This window comes from Streptomyces sp. NPDC096013 (genome assembly GCF_044763565.1).
GTDB lineage: Bacteria > Actinomycetota > Actinomycetes > Streptomycetales > Streptomycetaceae > Streptomyces.
Genome location: NZ_JBIWGK010000021.1, coordinates 25,374 through 44,578 on the forward strand (window position 1 = coordinate 25,374; position 19,205 = coordinate 44,578).

The 19,205-nt window shown below is 71.8% G+C and carries 16 protein-coding genes and 1 pseudogene; 2 read left to right on the top strand and 15 right to left on the bottom strand.

Annotation, left to right across the window (positions count from 1 at the left end):
- Positions 1–51 precede the first annotated feature (51 nt).
- From ACIRB1_RS41550 to ACIRB1_RS41605, 12 genes and pseudogenes are all read right to left on the bottom strand, one after another.
- Complete coding sequence (locus tag ACIRB1_RS41550; protein WP_403469210.1) at positions 52–375, bottom strand: hypothetical protein; 324 nt, start codon at positions 373–375, stop codon at positions 52–54.
- A 348-nt stretch (positions 376–723) separates the two neighbouring features.
- The gene (locus ACIRB1_RS41555; protein WP_403469211.1) at positions 724–2,172 is read right to left on the bottom strand and encodes a DUF6851 domain-containing protein; all 1,449 of its coding nucleotides are present in this window, start codon (positions 2,170–2,172) and stop codon (positions 724–726) included.
- 141 nt (positions 2,173–2,313) lie between these two features.
- Entirely contained in the window at positions 2,314–3,834 is a 1,521-nt protein-coding gene (locus tag ACIRB1_RS41560; RefSeq protein ID WP_403469212.1) for an MFS transporter, read from the bottom strand.
- A 144-nt stretch (positions 3,835–3,978) separates the two neighbouring features.
- Positions 3,979–4,899: an aromatic prenyltransferase gene (locus ACIRB1_RS41565; RefSeq protein ID WP_403469213.1), complete on the bottom strand. Its 921-nt coding sequence runs from the start codon at positions 4,897–4,899 to the stop codon at positions 3,979–3,981.
- A 173-nt stretch (positions 4,900–5,072) separates the two neighbouring features.
- Positions 5,073–6,413: a cation:proton antiporter gene (locus ACIRB1_RS41570; protein WP_403469214.1), complete on the bottom strand. Its 1,341-nt coding sequence runs from the start codon at positions 6,411–6,413 to the stop codon at positions 5,073–5,075.
- 203 nt (positions 6,414–6,616) lie between these two features.
- Positions 6,617–7,270: an undecaprenyl diphosphate synthase family protein gene (locus ACIRB1_RS41575; protein WP_403469215.1), complete on the bottom strand. Its 654-nt coding sequence runs from the start codon at positions 7,268–7,270 to the stop codon at positions 6,617–6,619.
- 16 nt (positions 7,271–7,286) lie between these two features.
- On the bottom strand, positions 7,287–8,357 hold the full coding sequence (locus ACIRB1_RS41580; protein WP_403469216.1) for a methyltransferase: 1,071 nt from the start codon (positions 8,355–8,357) through the stop codon (positions 7,287–7,289).
- Positions 8,358–8,361: 4 nt separating this feature from the next.
- A complete protein-coding gene (locus ACIRB1_RS41585; protein ID WP_403469217.1) occupies positions 8,362–10,005 on the bottom strand; it encodes a class I adenylate-forming enzyme family protein in 1,644 nt (547 codons plus the stop codon).
- A 160-nt stretch (positions 10,006–10,165) separates the two neighbouring features.
- A complete protein-coding gene (locus ACIRB1_RS41590) occupies positions 10,166–11,314 on the bottom strand; it encodes a DegT/DnrJ/EryC1/StrS family aminotransferase (RefSeq protein WP_403469218.1) in 1,149 nt (382 codons plus the stop codon).
- A 207-nt stretch (positions 11,315–11,521) separates the two neighbouring features.
- Positions 11,522–12,061, bottom strand: a pseudogene (locus tag ACIRB1_RS41595) (cupin domain-containing protein); the annotation flags it as partial.
- Between the two features lie 49 nt (positions 12,062–12,110).
- Entirely contained in the window at positions 12,111–13,178 is a 1,068-nt protein-coding gene (locus ACIRB1_RS41600; protein WP_403469219.1) for a type III polyketide synthase, read from the bottom strand.
- 103 nt (positions 13,179–13,281) lie between these two features.
- On the bottom strand, positions 13,282–14,073 hold the full coding sequence (locus ACIRB1_RS41605) for a helix-turn-helix transcriptional regulator (protein ID WP_403469220.1): 792 nt from the start codon (positions 14,071–14,073) through the stop codon (positions 13,282–13,284).
- Positions 14,074–14,573: 500 nt separating this feature from the next.
- Here ACIRB1_RS41605 and ACIRB1_RS41610 point away from each other — a divergent pair, with 500 nt between their 5' ends.
- On the top strand, positions 14,574–15,875 hold the full coding sequence (locus tag ACIRB1_RS41610; protein WP_403469221.1) for a multidrug effflux MFS transporter: 1,302 nt from the start codon (positions 14,574–14,576) through the stop codon (positions 15,873–15,875).
- Between the two features lie 142 nt (positions 15,876–16,017).
- On the opposite strand, the gene ACIRB1_RS41615 is transcribed toward ACIRB1_RS41610, so the two are convergent.
- The 3 genes from ACIRB1_RS41615 to ACIRB1_RS41625 form a co-directional block, all read right to left on the bottom strand.
- On the bottom strand, positions 16,018–16,527 hold the full coding sequence (locus ACIRB1_RS41615) for a ComF family protein (RefSeq protein WP_352264243.1): 510 nt from the start codon (positions 16,525–16,527) through the stop codon (positions 16,018–16,020).
- Between the two features lie 230 nt (positions 16,528–16,757).
- Positions 16,758–17,723 (bottom strand): DNA-processing protein DprA, encoded by a 966-nt coding sequence (locus tag ACIRB1_RS41620; protein WP_403469222.1) that lies wholly within the window; start codon positions 17,721–17,723, stop codon positions 16,758–16,760.
- 120 nt (positions 17,724–17,843) lie between these two features.
- Positions 17,844–18,272, bottom strand: coding sequence for a hypothetical protein (locus tag ACIRB1_RS41625; protein WP_403469223.1), 429 nt, complete (start codon positions 18,270–18,272; stop codon positions 17,844–17,846).
- Positions 18,273–18,513: 241 nt separating this feature from the next.
- On the opposite strand from ACIRB1_RS41625, the gene ACIRB1_RS41630 reads away from it, so the two are divergent.
- Entirely contained in the window at positions 18,514–18,966 is a 453-nt protein-coding gene (locus ACIRB1_RS41630; protein ID WP_403469224.1) for an ester cyclase, read from the top strand.
- The last annotated feature ends 239 nt before the right edge of the window (positions 18,967–19,205 follow it).

A 19,205-nucleotide genomic window follows, 5' to 3' on the forward strand; every position in this document is an offset into this window, starting at 1 on the left:
TGACACGGCGCCGTTCCCGCCCGCGGAGGGGAAGCGGGCGGGCGGCGGGGTTCACGGTTCGCGCCGCCGGGCGGAGGCCGTACGGCTCTCGTCCTGGGCGGCGTACACCGCGAGGAAGGCGGCCAGGGCGCCGGTTCCGCCGCCGCCCGGTCCCAGCGCGGTGAGCGGGACACTCCGGCCCAGGGCCGCCGACAGCGCGCTGTGCTCCCGCAGCGCGGCGGCGGCCAGTTCACCGCACGGGCGCGCTGCGCGGCCGGGACGGGTCATGGCCAGGGCCTCGGTCCAGGCCCGGGACGCCAGGTCGGCCCGGCGGGTGTGCGGCTCCGGCGGCGCAGCGGGGCGCGTCGGCGGGGCGGAGGGTGTCGGCTGGCTCATAGGCGTCTCCTTCCGTGGATGCGGTGCGCTCCGGCCGGGCCGGATGGGATGCCATGTGCGGCGGGCGGGGCCATGTCCGGGGCTGCGGGCTGGGACAGCGGGCTGTACCCGCGGCCGGGCCCGGGGCGGTGACGCCGCGCCCGGGGCCGGGCAGGCGGTGGTGCGGGACGCGGGCGGTTCCCTGTCTGCGCCCGGGGCCGTGGGCCGCGCCCGTGACCGGTGCGCCGGTGTGCGGTGGTGGTGCGGGACTGTGCCGTCGCCGGCGCCCGCGGTGGGCGTGCGTGTCCCGCGTGTACGGGGTGTCCGGCCCGGGGGTGCGCGTCCGGGCCGGTGGCAGGGCGGGGCGGGTCAGTGGTCGGGGGTGCCGTTGACGTGGCGTTGGACGAAGTCGTGGGCGCGGTCGCCGAACTGGGTGCCGAAGTGGAGGGAGCGTTCGGTGGTGGCGGGGAAGTGGGAGCCGGCGTGGACGCGGCTGCGGGCGCAGGCCCGGGTGAAGTCGCTCCAGGTGGCGTAGTGGAGTTCGACGTCTTTTTCGGGGGTGGTGGCGGGTTCGGTGAGGGTGGAGCCGGCGGGGACGGTGTGGGTCCAGTCGAGGGTGTCGTCGCCGAGGAAGCGGCGGGCGGCCTGGCTTTCGGCGGCGATCAGGGTGGTGGTGCCGCAGGGGTATTCGGGGCTGTCGCCGGGGGGCAGGTAGCCGGTCCATTCGGTGGCGGGGAGGTCGTCCACGGTGCCCAGGCCGGGGCCGCCCCAGGCGGTGACCGGCTGCTCGCCGTAGGTGTGGCGGATCGCGCTGAAGGGGCGGACGGCGTCGTAGGCGTGCTTGTGGTGCCAGGCGGCGATCAAAGCGTCGAGCTGGGCGACGGAGCTGGTGAACAGCAGCTGGACCCAGGCGTCGAGGTCGAGGCCGCTGTCGTGGGCGAGGGCGGCGGCCTTCGTGGACTGCAGGACGCTGAGGTAGGTGTTGTCGAAGAACTCCGCGGCGGCCTTGTCCTCGTCGCTGAGCGCGGCGGAGGCGGCCAGGACCTCGTCGGCGGCCTGCCGGTAGGCGGGGGTGGCGGGGTGGCGGGTGTGCTCGGGCGGGGCCAGTTCGAAGCGGGCGGGGTCCTGGTAGGTGTAGGGCGTGGTCAGGCGCAGTTGCGGGGTGAGGAACTGCTGGACGGTGAAGACGCCCTTGTCTCCGGGGCCGTCGCCGGCGCGGCGGCGGTGGGGGCGCTGGGCGGGCTGCCAGCGGGTGGGGTCGGTCAGGTCGTGGGGGGTGTTGGCGGGGCGGTAGGCGGTGTAGTCGGCGAAGGGCGGGCCGGGGTAGGTGCGGCCGAGGTCGCCGAGGAAGTTCATGCCGTCGTGGGCGTGGGCGCGGACGGCTGCCTGGCCGGCGAGGGTGCCGATGCCGGCGGGGGTGGTGGGGTCGGGTGCGGTGTCGTCGGGGTCCAGGCCCAGCACGGTCATCATCTGGCGCATGACGTGTTCGCGTTCGGGATAGACCGCGTTGGCGACGTAGGAGGAGGCGTAGAGGGCGGCGATGTTCTTGTTGCGGTTGGTGGCCCCTTCGGCGGCGGGGCGGCGGTCGATGCGGGCGTGGACGCCGACGGCGGTGGGGTGGTAGGGGGCCAGGGCGTCGAAGCGGGCGGCCCACATGACGGCCTGGACCCAGACGATGAGGGACACGTCCTGGGGGGCGATGGCCTGGTGCTGTCCGGAGGAGTCGCCTGCGGCGGCGATGAGGTCCCGGTAGAAGTTGCCGTGGTCGAAGTCGAAGGCGAAGCCGGCGGGAGCCGCGGCGGGCGGGGACGTCGTCATGGTGGGTTCCTCGGTCCTTGGTGTGACGGGGCCGCCCCCCGGGCGGGCGGGACAGGCGCAGGGGCGGGCACGGGGGCGGGCCGGCGGTGCCCGGTGGTGTGGCCGGGTGCCGCCGGCCCGCGGGCCTGCCGTGGAGAGGTGTCAGGCCTGGGCGGCCTCGGGCTCGGTGGCGGGTTGGGCGGCCGGGGGTGCCTGGGGTGCGGGCAGGGGGCCGCTGCGGAGCATCAGGCCGGCGATGAGGGCGCCGGCGACGAAGACGGCGGTGCACCACCAGAAGACGGTGGTGTAGCCGTGGATGGAGGCGAGGTGGATCTCGCGGGCGGTGGGGGTGCCCTGGACGTGGTCGTCGAACCAGGTGCCGGTGGCGGTGGCCGCGATGGTGTTGAGCAGGGCGGTGCCGATGGCGCCGCCGAGCTGCTGGCCGGTGCTGACGCACGCGGAGGCGATGCCGGTGTCCTGGAGGGCCACGCCGGCGGTGCCGGTGCGCAGGGCCGCGCCGTAGATGAGGCCCAGGCCCAGGCCGACGGCGGTGACCGGGCCCATGAGGTGGGCGGCGTAGCCGGAGTCGATGCCGATGCCGGTCAGCCAGGCCATGCCGGCCGCGCTCAGCAGCAGGCCGGCGGTGACCAGGGGGCGCGGGCCGTACTTCGGCATGAGTTTGACGGCGCTGACGTTGGCGCCCACGGCGGTGAACACGAGCATCGGCAGGAGGGCGACGCCGGATTCGATGGCGGAGTAGCCGAGGTCGGTCTGCATGTAGTAGACGAGGAAGAGCATCACGCCGAAGGTGCCGGTGCCCACGAACAGGGTGGTGAGGTAGGCGCCGGCGCGGTTGCGGTCCAGGACGACGCGGGGCGGCAGCAGCGGGTTGGCGGCGCGGGTCTGCCAGAGGGAGAACAGCAGCAGGAGTGCGGCGCCGGCCGCCAGGACGCCCCAGGTGGAGGGGGTGTGCCAGCTGTGTTCGGCGGCGTTGGAGAAGCCGTAGACGACGCAGAACATGCCGCCGGAGGCGAGCAGGACGCCGGGGATGTCCATGCGGGCGCCGGTGCGGGGCTGGCGCTCCAGGAGGACCAGGCCGCCGGCGAGGGCGACGCCGGCGAACAGGAGGTTGATGTAGAGGCACCAGCGCCAGTTGAGGCCGGAGGTCAGGGCGCCGCCGAGGATGAGGCCCAGGCCGGTGCCGGCGGCGGCGACGGCGCTGAAGATGCCGAAGGCCTTGGCCTTCTCCTTGAGGTCGGTGAACGTGGTCGCCAGCAGGGCCAGGGCGGCCGGCGCGAGCATCGCGGCGAAGGCGCCCTGGAAGGCGCGGGCGGTGACCAGCATGCCGAAGCTGGTGGAGGCGCCGCCGACGGCGGAGGCGGCGGCGAAGCCGCTGAGGCCGATGAGGAAGGTCTGCTTGCGGCCGATCAGGTCGGACAGCCGGCCGCAGAAGAGCAGGAGGCTGCCGAAGGGCAGAGCGTAGGCGGTCACGATCCACTGCCGGTCGGCGTCGGTGAAGTGCAGTGCCTGCTGGGCGGAGGGCAGCGCGAGGTTCACGACGGTCAGGTCGACACCGACCATGAGGTAGGCGGTGCAGATGACGGCGAGGATGAGCCATCGCCGCGGGTTGGCGGCCGGCCCCGAGCTCGGCCCGGCCGCGGGTGCCGCGCTCTGTGTCTCCATGGTCTTCTCCCTTGGTGGTGGTGCGTAGGACGGTGTGAAGGCGTCACCCTCTTCGACGAGATACGGCGGTCCCGCTGTGACACGCCTCGGAAAACTGGGGTGGCCGGCACGGCGTCCGCCCCTGTTTTCCGGTTGCCGCCGGGGTCAGGGGTGGGGGGTGCGGGTGTGCATCAGACGGACGGGTTCGTAGGCCGCGGGCAGGCGGTAGTAGGAGCAGATCTCCAGGAACTCGCCGGTGGGCAGCCATTTGACGGCGAAGAGGTTCATGCGTTCGCCGGTGTAGGCGCGGGGGGCGGCCCGCGCGAAGTGCTGGAGGGGGGCTTCCGCGGGGGCGGGGATCTTCGCGAGGTCGAGGCCGGCGCCCAGGGGCGGGGCGAACGCGACGCGGGCGATGTCCGGGGAGTCCCAGCCGAGGGTGACGTTGGCGCGGAAGGAGCCGGCGGCGAAGTCCAGCATCCCTTCGCTGGCCGGGGGCAGTCCGATCTCGCGCAGCAGGGACGCCAGGGTGGGGGGCGGGGGGCTGTTGTGCTCGGTGAACTGGAAGTAGAGGCTGACCGTCCGGCTGCGGTAGTCGATGCCGGTCATCGCGACCTCGTCCAGGCCGTGGCGGGCGAAGAGGCCGAGGTTGGCGCTGACGGCGGGCGGCATGGAGGGGAGGGCGGCCAGGGTGGTCACCTTCTGCAGGTCGCGGGGGAAATGCGCGTAGATCTTCTTGAATCCGCTGACGGCCGAGCAGTCGGTGAAGTGTTCGGTGATGTCCCAGTCCTGGGCGTGCAGGTCCGCGAGGAGGGAGGCGACGGGATGGTCGGTCTTCTCGGTCAGCCCGCTCGCCAGTGCTGTGGCGTAGGGGTCGGTGATGTCGGGGGATATCGTGAAGCAGTAGTCGAGTTGTCCGGCGTGGTGGTCTCCGGTCAGGACACTGAAGACGACCATGGCGTTGTCGAATGTCCCGCCGAATGCGTCCAGGACCGGCCGGACTTTTTCGCGGGAGCAGAGGGCGCCCACCAGGCGGGCCGATTCCTCGATGGCCGAGTACAGCTTTTCCGCGTCGATGTCTGCGGACATCAGAACTCCAAGTAGTCGGCGTCGGCCGTCGATTCCCCGAATACGGCGGGAGGCCCGCGCTGTATCGCTTCTCGAACATAGCGCGGGGGTCCTCAAGAACCGCTGGAAAATCTCTCGGGGGAATGAGGGGGAATGAGGTGACGGGCAGGGGCACGGTGGCCGCTGCCGGAATGTCAGACCGTGCTGCGCACCGTGTCCGCGGTGTCCGCGGTGTCCGCGGTGTCTGCGGGGTTCGCGGTGTCTGCGGTGTCTGCGGGGTTCGCGGTGTCTGTCGTGTGTCCGGGTGCGGTGCTCTCCCCCGGGCGGCCGGCGGCGGGGCGGCCGATGATCCAGCTGAGCAGGGGGCCGGCCATCGCGGTGGTGACGACGGCCATGACGACCATGAGGGAGTACAGGTCCCGGCCCAAATAGCCCAGTTGCAGACCGACGTTGAGGACGATGAGTTCGGTCAGGCCGCGGGTGTTCATCAGGGTGGCGAGCGCGGCGGACTGCCGCGGCGGCATCCGGTTGAGGCGGGCGGCGGTGTACGCGCCGGTGAACTTGCCGCCGACGGCCACCAGCAGGATCAGTCCCAGGGTGCCCAGGCCGCTCGCGTCCAGTCCGGACAGGTCGACCTGGAGGCCGGCGACCAGGAAGAACACCGGCAGCAGCAGGGTGCCGCTGAGCTGGCCCAGGCGTTCGTGGACGTCGGCGCGCAGCCGCTCCCCGCCGGTGCGCGGGAGGATCACGCCGAAGAGGAACGCGCCGAAGATGTAGTGCAGGCCCACCCACTCGGTGGCGGCGGCCGACAGCAGCAGGCCCACCAGGACGGCCGCGAACACCGTCGGGGTGAGGGTCAGGGCGGGGCGGCGGTCCACGAAGCGGCGCAGCAGGGGCCGCAGGACGAAGAGCATGCCCAGGAGGTAGGGGACGGCGAGCAGGATGCGCCACTGGTCGGGGCCGGCCGAGCCGCTGACGGCGACGACGCCGGCCAGCAGGGACCAGGCCAGGACATCGTCGATGGAGGCGCAGGCCAGCGCGACCACGCCGAGCGGGGAGCGGGTCATGCCCCGGTCGGTGAGGATGCGGGCCAGGACCGGGAAGGCGGTGATCGACATGGCGATGCCCATGAACAGCATGAACGCCGTCCTGTCGCCGGTGCCGTAGTCGTCCATCAGGTAGAGGGCCAGCAGGGTGCCCAGGCCGAACGGCAGCAGGATGGAGCTGAAGGAGACGGTGGCGGCGAGGCTTCCGCTGCCGCGGATCATCGCGGCGTCCCATTCCAGGCCGACCAGGAACATGAAGGCGGCGACGCCGACCGCGGCCAGGGCACTGAGCAGGGGGCGGATACCGGCCGGGAAGAGGGCGTCGGAGACCGCCCCGTGGAAGAGGGTGGGGCCCAGGGCGACGCCGGCGAGGACCTCGCCGATGACCGCGGGCTGGTGCAGGCGCCGGGCCAGTGCGCCCAGCAGGCGGGCCAGCAGCACGATGGCGGCCAGGCCCAGGAGGAGGGACGAGGTCTGGTGGGTGGTCATGGCGACGCTCTCCGTGGTGGGGATCCGGCCGGGAACGAAAGCGGACAGGCCCCCGCCCCGGGTTTCCCGTCCGTCCCATGGCGGAGGGGAAACCCGGGGGCGGGAGGGCATGCGAAACCCGGCGGCCGCCGGGGGCGGCCGCCGGGTCGGCGCGGACGGACAACGGGCACCGCGGGCACCCCGGCGGGGGCGCCCCGGCGGGGTCAGGCGGGGTAGGCGCCGTAGCGGCGGTCGCGGCCGCGCAGGTCGGCGAGGGCGGTGTCGAACTCGGCGCGGGTGATGTCGGGCATCAGCGCGTCGGAGAAGTACAGCTCGGCGAAGGGCGACATCAGCGGGTAGAAGTTCGACAGCCGCACATGGCCGCCGGTGCGCAGGACGTAGTCGACCGGCTCGGGCACGTAGGCGTGGGCGGCGAGGATCTCCTCGGTCAGCTCGGGGATCTTCCCGTTGAGCCGGTTGAAGATGCCGATGATCTCGCGGGAGAGGGACATGCCCAGCACGAAGTGCAGGGTGAAGCCCGCGTCCTTGGCCGACTTCCCGCTCAGCTCCTCCAGTTCGCTGCGGTAGGTGTCGGGCACCAGGTCCAGCAGTCCGGAGAACTCGAAGTTGACCTCGCCGTGCAGACGGCGCGCCACGTCGTTGAACGCGCCCAGGAACGTGGTCACCGCGGCCTCGGGGCGGGTGTAGTTCTGGGCGGAGTTGGTGGCGATGTAGAAGTTGGTGAAGCCTTCCTCGCGGACCCAGCCGGTGAACTCGACGATCTTGTCGGCCATCGCCTGGTAGCTCTCCTGGAGGGAGACGCCCTGGTTCTGGGACCAGCGGCGCATCCCGTCCGGCAGCAGCATGAAGTTGGACACCGTCGTCTCCTCCTGCTCAGGCGGTCTTGCGGGCGGTCAGGATGGCCTGGACGGGGATGACGTCCGGGGGGATCTCGGCGGGGTCCTTGGTGAGCGTCTTGGTCACCTCGAAGCCGCATTCGCGCAGCCAGCGCTCGTAGACCGACAGCTTCTGCGGGCCGCCCTGGCCCATGGTGGCGCCGATGAAGAAGGCCGGGAAGAAGTCGACGTTGTAGTTGTCGGTGTCCTTGATGTCCTCGGGGTAGACCGGGACGAGGATGTTGACCGTGCCGCCCACCGTGAGCGACTTGTGCACGCCCTGCAGGATCCTGACCACGTCGGCCTTGTCGAACATGTCCAGGAAGTGCTTGACCAGGACGACGTCGTAGCCCTGGGGGATCTCGTCGAAGACGTTGCCGCCGATGAACGACAGATGCTCCTCAAGACCCTCGGCGCGGAAGTTGGCCAGCGCCCGTTCCTCCTTGTCGGGCAGGTCGAAGGTGGTGACCGTCAGGCCCTCGGAGGCCTTGTGGCGGTAGGTGTGGATCGCGCCCAGGCCGGTGTTGCCCGCCACGTCCAGGACGCGGGAGCCGGCCGGGATGTCGATGTTGTCGAAGAACCAGGGGTCGATGTTGGCCGTGACGTTGTTCATCAGCTTCAGCCAGGAGTCGTTCAGGTCCTGGTGGTCGGCGACCGCGTCGTAGAGGGTGCCCTCGGCGCCGTAGAGCTCCTTGAGGCCGACGACGGTGCCGGTGCGGGCGGACTCGGTGAGGTAGAACAGCTGCCGCAGCGCGGTGACCTTGATCAGGTTCATGTAGGCCAGGGCGCGGTCGAGGTCGGCGACGGGTACGTCGGCGAGGGCGTCGAGGGTGTAGGTGCCCGCCTCCTCGTCGTGGGCGACGAAGCCCTCCTTGACGAGGAGGAACAGGAGCTGTTCGACCGCGTCGGGTTTGGTGCCGGCCTTCTCGGCGAGCTGGGCGGCGCTGGAGGCGGGCTGTGCGCGCAGGGTGTCGATGAGACCGAGTTCGAAGCTGGAGAGCAGGCTCATGAACCGCGAGGGTCCGACCATGTATTCGCGCAGTCGGGCGAGCGTGTCGTGAGGTGTCACGGCGTCAGCCTTTCGGGTCGGTGGAGTGGTCCGGCACACCGGCCGGCCGGTGACGGGCATCGGATGGTGTCGGTACGGGCTGCTGGGTGAAGCGGCGGGCCAGTTCCAGGCGCTGCACCTTGAGCGTGGCGGTGCGGGGCAGTTCGGCCTGCGGGATCTGGACGGGGTCGGCGAGCTGCGGGAAGGCGGCGGTGGCCGCCCGCCAGCGGGCCGCGTCCAGGGGGGTGTCGTCGGTGGTGCAGACCACCGGGACCGCTTCGCCGCGGGGGCCCTGGACGACGACGAGTTCGCTCAGTTCCGCCAGTTTGCCCAGGACGACGTCCTCGATCTCCAGGGAGCTGTGCACTCCGGGGATCATGTCGACCTCCCGGTCGAGCATGTGCAGGCAGCCCAGGCGGGTGCGGTAGCCGACGTCACCGGTCCCCCACCACTGGCCGGTGCGGTTGCTGTCGTAGCGGTCCTGCTCGCCGTGGTAGGTCTTGGCCAGGCCCGGCCAGGCGACCTCGATGCGGCCGGGGTGGCGCCGGGTGGGGCGGTGGCCGTCCCTGCCGACGACACGGATGCGGGCGGCGCCCCGGGGCATGGCCCAGCCCACGCAGCGGCCGTTGGCCTTGTGGGCGAAGGGGCGGAAGTAGGCGCGGCCGACGGCGGGGCCGACCTCGCTCTGGCCGTAGATCTGGAAGAACAGGGCGCCGCGCCGGGTGGAGGACTTCAGCAGCCGGCTCATGGTGGCGGGGTGGATGGCGTCGAAGGTGCTGGAGAAGACCTTCACGGAGGCGAACGGCATCCGGGGGTCGTCGGTGAGCTGTTCCCATTCCATCAGGGAGTTGGGCAGGGCCTCGACGAAGGCGGGGCGGTGGGCCAGGAAGTGCTCGGCGACGACCGCGGGGTCCGTCTCGCGCAGCAGCAGCACCGGGTACTGCTTGAGCAGGGCCAGGGACATCGCGGCGACCATCCGGGAGTGCACGAAGGGCACGTGGATGGCGACGGTCTCCTTCCTGCGCTTGAGGGCCAGCAGCCGCCACTGCGGCACCAGGCGTATCGCCTGGGTACGGGGGGTATGGACGACGAGCTTGGGAATGCCGGTGGTCCCGGAGGTGTGGGTGATGACGGCCGCCTCGTCCAGCGGCCGCAGCACCGGCCGTACCCGGGGCGCGCCGGCGAGTTCGGCGAGCGAGACGGCGCCCGGGCGGTCGGCGGCGGAGGTGATGACCCGCCGGGTGAGGCCGGCCAGCGGCACGCCGTCCAGGAGGTCGAGTTTGTGGCCGTCGGTGAGCAGGGTGGGGTTGCCGACCCGCTCCAGCAGGACGCCGACGGTCGTGGCGTCCAGGGCCGGGGAGAGGTTGACCACGACCGCGCCGATCCGGGAGACCGCGGCGGCGAGCATCCAGTGGTCGGCGTTGGCCGTCTTGTAGATCACGACGTGTTCGCCGGGCCGTACGCCGGCCGCGTGGAGGCGGCCGGCGAGGTCGTCGACGTGCCCGGCGTACTGGCGGACCGTCAGCTGCCGTCCCGCCTCGGGCAGGACGTCCAGGTCGTGGTCCAGGGTGATCGGCGTCGAGGGGTCGACGGCCGCGGCCATCTCGGGCAGCAGGCCGATGTGCAGGCCGCGGCGCTGGATCGATCGGTAGGCGGTGGAGCCCTTCATGACGATGTGTCTCCTTCGGGGGCACGCAGCGGGACGGCGGGAGACGTGCGGGTGCAGGGTGCCGGGACGGGTGCGGGGTGCCGGGACGGGTGCGGGCAGGAGTGAGTGCGGGCAGAGATGCAGGGCCCCTGCCGTGCCGGCGGGCTGAGGCGGCCGCCGGCTATGCGGCCCGGCGGGCGGTGCCCGCGTCGGCGCGTACCACCTCGCGCAGGGTGTGGGCGACGCGGGTGACCTGGTCCTGGGTCAGTTCGGCGTGCATCGGGATGGCGAGCTGGCGGGTGGCCAGGTCCAGGGAGACGGGGCAGGTCTGCTTCGCGTCGAAGACGGGCTGGGTGTGGCCGGCGAACGTGCCGTGTCCGCAGCCGATGCCCTGGGCGCGCAGCGCGGTGGCCACCGTGCCCCGGTCCACCCTCTCGTCGAGGGTGACCATGTAGGTCTGCCAGGCGTGGGTGCGGTCGGCCGGCACATACGGCAGTGTCAGCAGCTCCTCCCCGGCCAGGAGTTCGCCGTACTGCGCGGCGACGGCACTGCGGCGCGCCAGGAGTTCACCGATGCGGCCCAGCTGCACCTGAAGGATCGCGGCGGCGATGTCGGACAGCTTGAAGTTGTAGCCGATCTCGGTGAACACCGGGATCGGCAGGCCGACGACGTTGCCCATGTCGAAGATGCTGCCGATGCCGAAGGACGAGCGCAGCCGCGCGTCCTTGCCTATCTCCGGGTCCGCGGCCAGCAGGGCGCCGCCCTCGCCGCTGCTGGCGCCCTTGCGGCCGTGGAAGGACAGGCAGCCCACCTCCGCCAGCGCCCCCGCCTTACCGCCCTGGTAGGTGGCGCCGACGGCGCAGGCCGCGTCCTCGACGAGGAACAGGCCGTGCCGGTCGGCGATCTCCTGCAGTTCGGTGTAGTCGGCGGGCAGGCCGACCGTGTCGACCGCGATGATGCCCGCGGTGCGGGGGGTGACCAGGTCGGCCACCGCCCGCGGGTCGACGGTGTAGGTGTCGGGGCGTACGTCGGCGAAGACGGGGGTGGCGCCGACGTAGCGGGCGGCCTGGGCGGGCGCCGGGAAACCGTAGTCGGCGACGATGACCTCGTCGCCGGGCCCCACCCCCAGGGCGAGCATCGCCAGGTGCAGGGCGGCACCGCAGTTGCTCACCGCGACCGCGTCACCGACCGCGTACTCCGCCGTGAGCCGGGCCTCCAGCGCCTTGCCCTGCGGGCCCTGGCCGGCCGGCCAGCCGGAGGCGAACACCTCGGCGACGGCGGCCAGTTCCCGCTCGCCCAGACTCGCGTGCACCAGGGGAATCGCGTCCATCGTGGTCAACTCCGTTCACGCTCCGCGCCCGGCGGCCCGGGGGGAAGAAACAGGGGAAGAGGCAGGGGGAACAACAGGGGCAACGGCAGGCGCAGTTGCCGGGGACGGGGACGGGGACGGGGACGGGGCGGATCCGGACACAGGCGCAGCCGCGGGCGCGGGCGCGACTGCGGGGTCGGGCCCGGACACGGATGCCGGCGCGGATTCAGGTTCGGGCGCGGGTTCGCGGGTGGGGGGTTCGTAGCGCAGCGGGGTCAGCTGGTGGACGTCGTAGCGCCGCCGCATGCGTTCCACGGCTTCCTGGTCGATCGTGCCGCCCGCCTGCCAGATCTCGGCGATCTCCTCGAAGTAGAACTCGTGGTACGGCGAGGGATAGCACTGGAAGAGCATGCGGGCCGGCCGGTCGGAGGCGTTGCGGAAGGCGTGCGGGGTGCCCGGGGGCACGAACATGAAGGCGCCCTCGGTCGCGGCGGTGATCCGGTCGCCGTCCGGGGAGGTCCACCGGTGCCAGGAGTCCTCGGTGCGCCGTTCCGGTTCGAACGCCAGGAGTTCCAGCTCGCCCTCGAGGACGTAGAAGAACTCCTGCGCGTCGTGGTGGACGTGCGCGCCGACGTCGAAGCCGGGCGGGACGACCACTTCGAAGACCGACAGGGAGGAGCCGTGGTCCTTGGTGGCCTTGAAGGTGACTTCCTGCGCCTTGGTGATCAGTTTCCGGCCCTGGCCGGGCGGGACGATGAGGCCAGTCATCTGGTTCGGTTCCTTCGGCAGAGACGGCGGCGGAAGAGAAGAGAAGGGGTCAGTCGACGTCGGCGCGGGCGCCGTCGTTCCAGCGGCCCAAGGCCATCTCGGCGGTGATGCCGGGGCCGAAGCCCGCGATCAGGCCGGTCGCGTCGGGGGCCGGGGTGTCCTCCTCGAACAGGCGGCGGGCCGCCTCCAGGACCACCGCGCTGGCGATGTTGCCGTACTCGCTGAGCGTGGCCCAGCTGTGGCGGAAGACGCTTCGGTCGACCTCAAGGAACTTGGCGAGGTCGTCCAGGATGCGCGGGCCGCCGGCGTGGACGATGTAGAAGTCGAGGCTGCCCGCGTCCCAGCTGTGGTCCTTGGCGAACTCCCGCAGCACCGGCGCCAGCGGCTCCATCGTGCCCGGCACCCGCCGGTCCAGCTGGAAGTGGAAGCCGGTCTCGCGCACCGCGTAGGAGATCCAGTCCTCGGTGTGCGGGATGAGGTAGGAGGCGTTGCGCTCCAGCTCGATGCCGGTGCCGCCGGTGCCGCGCACCACGGCGGCGGCGACCGCGTCCCCGAACAGGCCGTCAGAGAGCAGCGAGCCGATGTCGTCCATGTCGGGCTGGTAGCACAGCGAGCAGAACTCGGCCGACACGATCAGGACGTTGCTGCCGGGGTGGGCGACGCAGAAGTCGTGGGCGCGGTTGACGGCGGCGCCGCCGGCCGCGCAGCCGAGCTGGGCGATGGGGATCTGGCGGGTGTCGGGGCGCAGTCCCATCGTGTTGATGAGCCACGCCGTCAGCGACGGCATCAAGAAGCCGGTGCAGGACACGTAGATGATCGCGTCGATGTCCCGGGCGGCGACGTCGGCGTTCTTCAGCGCCTCCTCGACGACCTGGGGGGTGCGCTTCTTGGACTCCACCTCGTAGATGCGGTTGCGTTCGGTCAGACCCGGGTGGCGCAGGGTCTGCTCGATGGGCTGGACGAGGTGGCGCTTCTGCACGCCTGTGTTGCGTATCAGGCGCAGCGCGAGCGGGAGTTGCTCCTTCCCCTCGTGCACACGCCGGGCGAAGTCCAGCGTCTCCTCCATCGTGATGATGTGCTCGGGCGCCTGCACCGCGGGCTTGCACAGCCTGGCCATGTCGGGTCCGCCTTCTCTAGGTCTGCCGGGGAAAAGTGCACGTACGTGCATGCGTGCATGCGTGTGCGCCGGGTACGGCGCGTGGGGCTGAAGGGCTGGGGGGTCACGCCGCCGCGGGGTGCGGGGCGAGGTCCATCAGGGCGGAGAGGACCGGCGGCCTGCTCCAGTCGGGCGCGCTCAGGGTGATCTCCAGGCGGCGCGCGGTGTTGTCCTTGACGCGTACCGGGCCGGTCGCCGCCGTCAGCCGCGCCGGTGACGGCCCGTCAACTCCGCTGCCTGCCGGGGCAGTCGGGCGGGGGCGGGTGACGGCGTGGACGTACCAGACGCCTTCGGGGATGTGCTCCAGCGTGAAGGGGCCGGGCGCGGACGCGTGGACGAGCCGGACGGGGGCGCCCTGCAGCAGGGGGCTGGCGAAGACGCCCACCCGCACCGCCCGCGCACTGTCGCCGGTGGTGTGCAGCAGGCCCGTCACCGTGCCGGTGCCGGTGGGCCCCACCCGCGCCGGCGTCGTCACCGGCGCGAGTGGGGCCGGTGCCAACTCGGGTGCGGGCGGGACCTGTCGGGGTCCGGCGGAGGTGAGGGAGAGTGCGCGGTAGCTGGTGGGCGACAGGCCCACCAGCTCGGTGAAGCGGCGGGTGAAACTGCCGGTGCTGCTGTAGCCGACGCGCGCCCCGATGTCCGCGACGGTCAACTGGGTGGCCAGCAGCAGGGCTTTGGCCTCCTGCAGCCGTACCGCGCACAGGAACCGTCCCGGGGTGACCCCGGTGACCCGGGTGAACACCCGCAGGAAGTGGTACTTGCTGAGCATCGCGTCACGCGCCAGCTCCTCCAGGCTCAGCGGTTCCCAGAAGCGTTCGCGGATCGTGGTGACGGCATGCCGCACGAGGTGCTCCATGAGGGCTCCTGACGAAGAACCGCCGGCCGGCGGGGAGTTGACCGGCACCGGCCCCGCCCGGACGGACCGCAGAGGTCGCAGTCACCGGGACACAAAGTCACCGGGCGCCGGGTCACCGGGGTGCAAGGCGGGGTCACCGCCGCGCAGCCGGCACATGATGCGGCCGACGGGCGGCGCAACAGCGGACGGCGCTACAGGCGGACGGCGCAGCTGACGGGTGGCTCAACGGGCGCATGAAAAAAGGGAGTCGGGACGCTCGGTCCCGGACTCCCTGCCAACTCTCCGCCGCCTGAAGCGTTTTCGGGCAGGGGAGGTGTGCCGAAATAGTGACACGGGCGCCGCCCGCACGCCAAGACTCCTCGGAAGTGACGTAGGTCACGTCAACTGGGTTCGGGGGCGGCCGAGTTGGCGTGCGGATCACGCCACCGCCGCCCGACCGGTTCTGTAGCGGCCTGCTGCCACCATCGGCCCAGACCCACACGACCGGACACGGAGGGCGAATGTCTCGCGCCGAGGAAGCCACCGTCAGGACCAAACGGTCGACCGCACCACCGGCGCGGGCCGGCGACGGCCGGCTGAAGGGGCTGCGCCGGACCGGAGCGCTGATCACTTTCATGCTCGGCGCGCTGTCCGCGGTGCCGCCGCTGTCGATGGACATGTATCTGCCGGCCCTGCCCGACGTCACCCGCACGCTGCACGCCTCCGCCACCAGCGGCCAGCTCACGCTGACCGCCTGCCTGACCGGCATGGCGCTGGGCCAGCTTGTCGTCGGCCCGATGAGCGACCGCTGGGGCCGGCGCACACCGCTGCTGGTGGGCCTGCTCGTCTACGTCCTGGCCTCCGTGAGCTGCGCCATCGCGCCCGACGCGGGGTTGCTGATCGGCTGTCGGCTGCTGCAGGGCCTGGCCGGGGCGGCGGGCATCGTCATCGCCCGCGCCGTCGTCCGCGACCTCTACGACGGTCTGGAGATGGCCCGCTTCTTCTCCACCCTGCTGCTGGTCTCCAGCCTGGCCCCGGTCGTCGCGCCGATCCTGGGCGGGCAGGTGCTGCGCTTCACCGCCTGGCGGGGCGTCTTCCTCGTGCTGGCCGTGATCGGCGTCGCGCTGACCGCGCTGGTGTGGCGCCGGCTGCCCGAGACCCTGCCTCCCGAGCGGCGGCGCGGCGGCGGCGTGCTGGGCGCCCTGTTCATCATGCGCGGCCTGCTCGCCGACCGGATCTTCGCCGGCTATGTGATGGTCAACGGCTTCGCCTACGGCGCCCTGTTCTCCTACATCGCCGCCTCGCCGTTCGTCATCCAGGGCATCTACGGCGCCTCCCCGCAGACCTTCTCCCTGCTGTACGGCCTCAACTCGCTCGGGATGATGATCGTCGGCCGGATCAACGGCAAACTGCTGGTCGGCCGGGTGCGCCTGGACCGGGCGCTCGGTGTCGGGCTGAGTGTCATCGCGGTGGCCGGGACCGTGCTGCTGCTGGTCGCGCAGGGTGCCTTCGGGGACGCGGGCACCGTGCCGGTGGCCTGCTGCCTGTTCGTCATGATCTCCGCGCTGGGGCTGGTGCTGCCCAACACCAACGCGCTCGCCCTGATGCGCACCCCGCACGCCGCGGGCTCCGCCTCCGCCCTGGTGGGCACCTCCTGCTTCGCCATGGGCGCCGTCGCCACCCTCCTGGTCGGCATCGCAGGCAAGGGAACGGCCGTGCCCATGGCCGCCGTCCAGACCGGCAGCGCCCTGGCCGCCGTCACCTCCCTCCTGCTGATGTGCCGCCCCTGGCGGAGCCTGCCCGCCGAGGAGAGCCGGCACTAAAACCTGTGGTGACACCACGGCGTCACCGGCCCTGGCCCGTGACGCCGGACTGCTCCTCCCAGATCTCCCAGAAGCGCCTCTACCGCCGCTTGATCACCGCCCTGGGCAGGCCGCGTGAGGTCGACACGGCGCGTCGGGGGGCTCATCCGCTCCAGGGGACTCGGGCGAGAACCAGCCCCCGGACGTCGGCGGCGCCGGTCGCCCGGAGCCGGAGCGCGACGTGCTGGAGCTGCGAGCCGCTGGTGAAGACGTCGTCGACGAGCAGGATGGTGGCTCCCTTAATGTCGCCGGTGTCTCCGGTCCAGGTCAGGGCGGCGGCATGCGCGGTGGCGGCCGCGCGTTTCTCGTCCAGGGTGCGGTTCGCGGACCGTGGCGTCTCGGCGTGTTTCACCAGCCGGTGCGCGCCCGGCGGGCTGAGCGGGAAGGCCCGGGTCACGTCCTCCGTGTAGGCGGCATCCATGATCGCCTCGATGTGCCGGATGGGCTGGCGGCCGGTGTGTGTGGGGTTTCCGACCACGTGGTCGACGCCCCGCATCTCCTCGGGGTGGCTCTCCATCCAGCCGACGAGGAGCCGGCCGAAGATCATCGCCCAGCCGGCTCTCCCCTCGTATTTCAGCGTGTGGATCTTGTCGCGCAGGGCTCCGGAGTACATGGCCACTGCGTCGACGCGGGAGAACCCCCGCTCGGCTTCCGATAGCGCACACACCCGGTTGCTGCACTGCCTGCCGGGTGCGACGGACTGGGAGCAGACCGGGCAGTGGGGCTCGGCGACCGGCTGGAGGGTGCGGCCGGCGCAGTCGGAGCACAGGCGGGCGGTGCCGGTGATGCGGTAGGCGCATACCGGGCAGCCCGGGAAGCCTGCCGGATCCGGGAGGCCTGCCGTCACAGGCCGGCCAGGGCGAGTTGCTGGCGCTGCTGGCCGGCGGCTTGGATGTCCGCGGCCTGGCCGAGGCGGCCGGTGATGTCGCTGGAGGTGGTGACCAGGATTGCCCGGTCCTCGGCCAGCATCTTCTTCGCCCAGGGCTGGGTGTCGGCGAGGGAGCGGATCAGGAAGACGAGCTTGCCGTGCTCGGCGGCCAGGCGGGCCTGCATCTTGGCGCCCGACGTGCTGGAAGCCTCGATGACGACGCTGCCCAGGGTGGTACCGGAGGTGACGACATTGCGGCGCGGGAAGGTGTACTTCGCCGGGGGGCTCGTTGGCCAGAACTGGCTCAGCAGCGCTCCGCCGGCGGCGAGGATCGCCTTGGCGAGCGGCCGGTTCTCGGCCGGGTAGATCGCGGCGGCGATGCCGGTGCCCATGACAGCGAAGGTCCGGCCGTTTGCGCTGAGCGTGGCCTGGTGGGCTGCCGCGTCGATGCCCTTGGCCAGACCGCTGGCGATCACGACGTCGTGCTCGACGAGCTCGCGGGCCATCCGGGCGGCCCGGCGTAGCCCGTCCTCGGAGGCCTGGCGGGTGCCGACGATGGCGATGGAGCGGGCGTCGCGCTGATCGAGCTCGCCGCGGTAGAAGAGGAACGGCGGCAGGTTGCCGATCATCCTCAGGTTCGCCGGGTAGTCCTTGTCCAGGACCGTGACCAGGCGCGCGCCGGCCTTGCTGGCGGCGGCGAGTTCCTCGTCGACTCGCGCCCGGGCGTCGTCCAGGCCGGCGGCCAGGGCTTGCTGCAGCAGGGGGCGGTTCTTCGTCGCGGCACGCGAGTCCTCGTGCAGCTGTCCGTCCATGAGCGCGGCGAGGCCCTCGGGGCTCTGGGCGCCGCGGGCGAGCAGGCTCCAGTCGAGGGTGGCATCGCCGGTGCGCAGCGCGCACAGGGTCAGCAGATCGTGCTGGTCAGCGGTGATATCGAGGTCCATCAGGGTGTCCTTCTACTCGTGGCCCCGGGATGTTCGAAGGATGAATCGGTGTCTCGGGCCACTTCCATCTTGGCGTACGCGGCCCCCGTACGGGCGGGAAGGGGCCCTCGGGCTGATTTCTCAAGCGTGCCGCCGCTGCTCCATCCGGGCGAGGGCTTCGGCGAGCTGGGTGGCCCCGCCGGGCGCCGCGACCGGTTCCCAGCTGATTCCTGCCGCCAGACAGATGCCGCTGACCAGGCGCTCCGCCTCGCGAGTGTCGTACCACTGCTCGACCTGTCCGGGCAGGGCGATCCACCACAGAGCGGTGGTCGTCGTCTTCCCGGCCGGGAGGAGGTACTCGCCTCGCCAGACGAGGGGGTACGCGTTCTGCTGAAGGTGGGTGAGCATCTGCCCGAGGTGCTGCTGCCGGGCGTTCTTGTCGGCGGTCATGGGTGAGCGGGTGCCCGCAGGAGCCGGGCGCGGTGCCGGATGGGGCATGCGGGCCGTCGTCGGCTCGGCGGCGGCTTCCTCGGCGGCAGCGAAGTGCTCCATGGCCGCCGTCAGGGACATCGATGGCCCCTCCTCCGCTCCTCCGGGGCCCGAGGTTGTCTGGAAGTCCGCCAGGGTGATGTTGTTGGTGGCGAAGGGGTCGATGGTGACGCCGGGGCGCAGCCGGTAGACGGTGTGGCGTGAGGGCGGCCGCGTTGCCGGTGGGTGCGGCCGCTGCGTCGCACCACTGGAGTCGGTTCTCGGGCCGGCCCCGGGCCAATAAAGTTGACGTGTCACCTAGTTGGTTTTTAGGGTGCCCGAGGTGAGGACAGCGCCCGCCGCACCGGTACTGCTACGACGGGCGCTCGCGCCGCCCGAGGAGGCGAGGTCTCATGTCGGACAACGAGCAGTTCACCCGTGCCGCCTACCAGGTGGTGGAGGTCCAGGACATCCCGGGCGGGCCGCCCGTTTCACCGGGAACGGCACGTTCACGGACCAGTCTGTCGGCGTCACCCACCGCGGACAGGACGTCGCCCAGCCCGTCGAGAACTACGCCGAGGCCTTCCCGGACATGCACCGGGAGCCGTACGACGTCCACGTCCAGGGCGACGTCGTCACCGTGGAACCGCCCCTGAAGGGAACGCACACCGGCCCCCTGCACACGCCGTTCGGCGTGATCGCACCCACCGGCAAGGCCATCCAGGCGTCCTGCTGCGACGTGTTCCAGATCCGCGACGGCAAGATCGCGTCGTTCAACTGCTTTGCATTCTTCTAGCGCAAAAGATTGGTTTCGACGAGTCACCCGGCTCAAGGCCGCCTGCTGATCCGGCTATCCACCGGCACCCGGGGGCGGCGGCCCTCGCAGGTCGCCCGACTGGTAGCCCGTGCGCCGGTGCCGTTGACCTGCGCTGCCCCGCCAAGTCGGAGTGTTAACACTCTCTGGTGGCACCCGCCTCCTGCCACCCACCAGCAGCTGAACAACACGGGGCAACGGGCTCACTGCAACTGCGCTGC

Bases quoted from the DNA above. Each gene is read 5' to 3' on its own strand.
- ACIRB1_RS41550 (WP_403469210.1), bottom strand. From the start codon at position 375: ATGAGCCAGCCGACACCCTCCGCCCCGCCGACGCGCCCCGCTGCGCCG.
- ACIRB1_RS41555 (WP_403469211.1), bottom strand. From the start codon at position 2,172: ATGACGACGTCCCCGCCCGCCGCGGCTCCCGCCGGCTTCGCCTTCGAC.
- ACIRB1_RS41560 (WP_403469212.1), bottom strand. From the start codon at position 3,834: ATGGAGACACAGAGCGCGGCACCCGCGGCCGGGCCGAGCTCGGGGCCG.
- ACIRB1_RS41565 (WP_403469213.1), bottom strand. From the start codon at position 4,899: ATGTCCGCAGACATCGACGCGGAAAAGCTGTACTCGGCCATCGAGGAA.
- ACIRB1_RS41570 (WP_403469214.1), bottom strand. From the start codon at position 6,413: ATGACCACCCACCAGACCTCGTCCCTCCTCCTGGGCCTGGCCGCCATC.
- ACIRB1_RS41585 (WP_403469217.1), bottom strand. From the start codon at position 10,005: ATGAAGGGCTCCACCGCCTACCGATCGATCCAGCGCCGCGGCCTGCAC.
- ACIRB1_RS41590 (WP_403469218.1), bottom strand. From the start codon at position 11,314: ATGGACGCGATTCCCCTGGTGCACGCGAGTCTGGGCGAGCGGGAACTG.
- ACIRB1_RS41600 (WP_403469219.1), bottom strand. From the start codon at position 13,178: ATGGCCAGGCTGTGCAAGCCCGCGGTGCAGGCGCCCGAGCACATCATC.
- ACIRB1_RS41605 (WP_403469220.1), bottom strand. From the start codon at position 14,073: ATGGAGCACCTCGTGCGGCATGCCGTCACCACGATCCGCGAACGCTTC.
- ACIRB1_RS41610 (WP_403469221.1), top strand. From the start codon at position 14,574: ATGTCTCGCGCCGAGGAAGCCACCGTCAGGACCAAACGGTCGACCGCA.
- ACIRB1_RS41615 (WP_352264243.1), bottom strand. From the start codon at position 16,527: ATGTACTCCGGAGCCCTGCGCGACAAGATCCACACGCTGAAATACGAG.
- ACIRB1_RS41620 (WP_403469222.1), bottom strand. From the start codon at position 17,723: ATGGACCTCGATATCACCGCTGACCAGCACGATCTGCTGACCCTGTGC.
- ACIRB1_RS41625 (WP_403469223.1), bottom strand. From the start codon at position 18,272: ATGTCCCTGACGGCGGCCATGGAGCACTTCGCTGCCGCCGAGGAAGCC.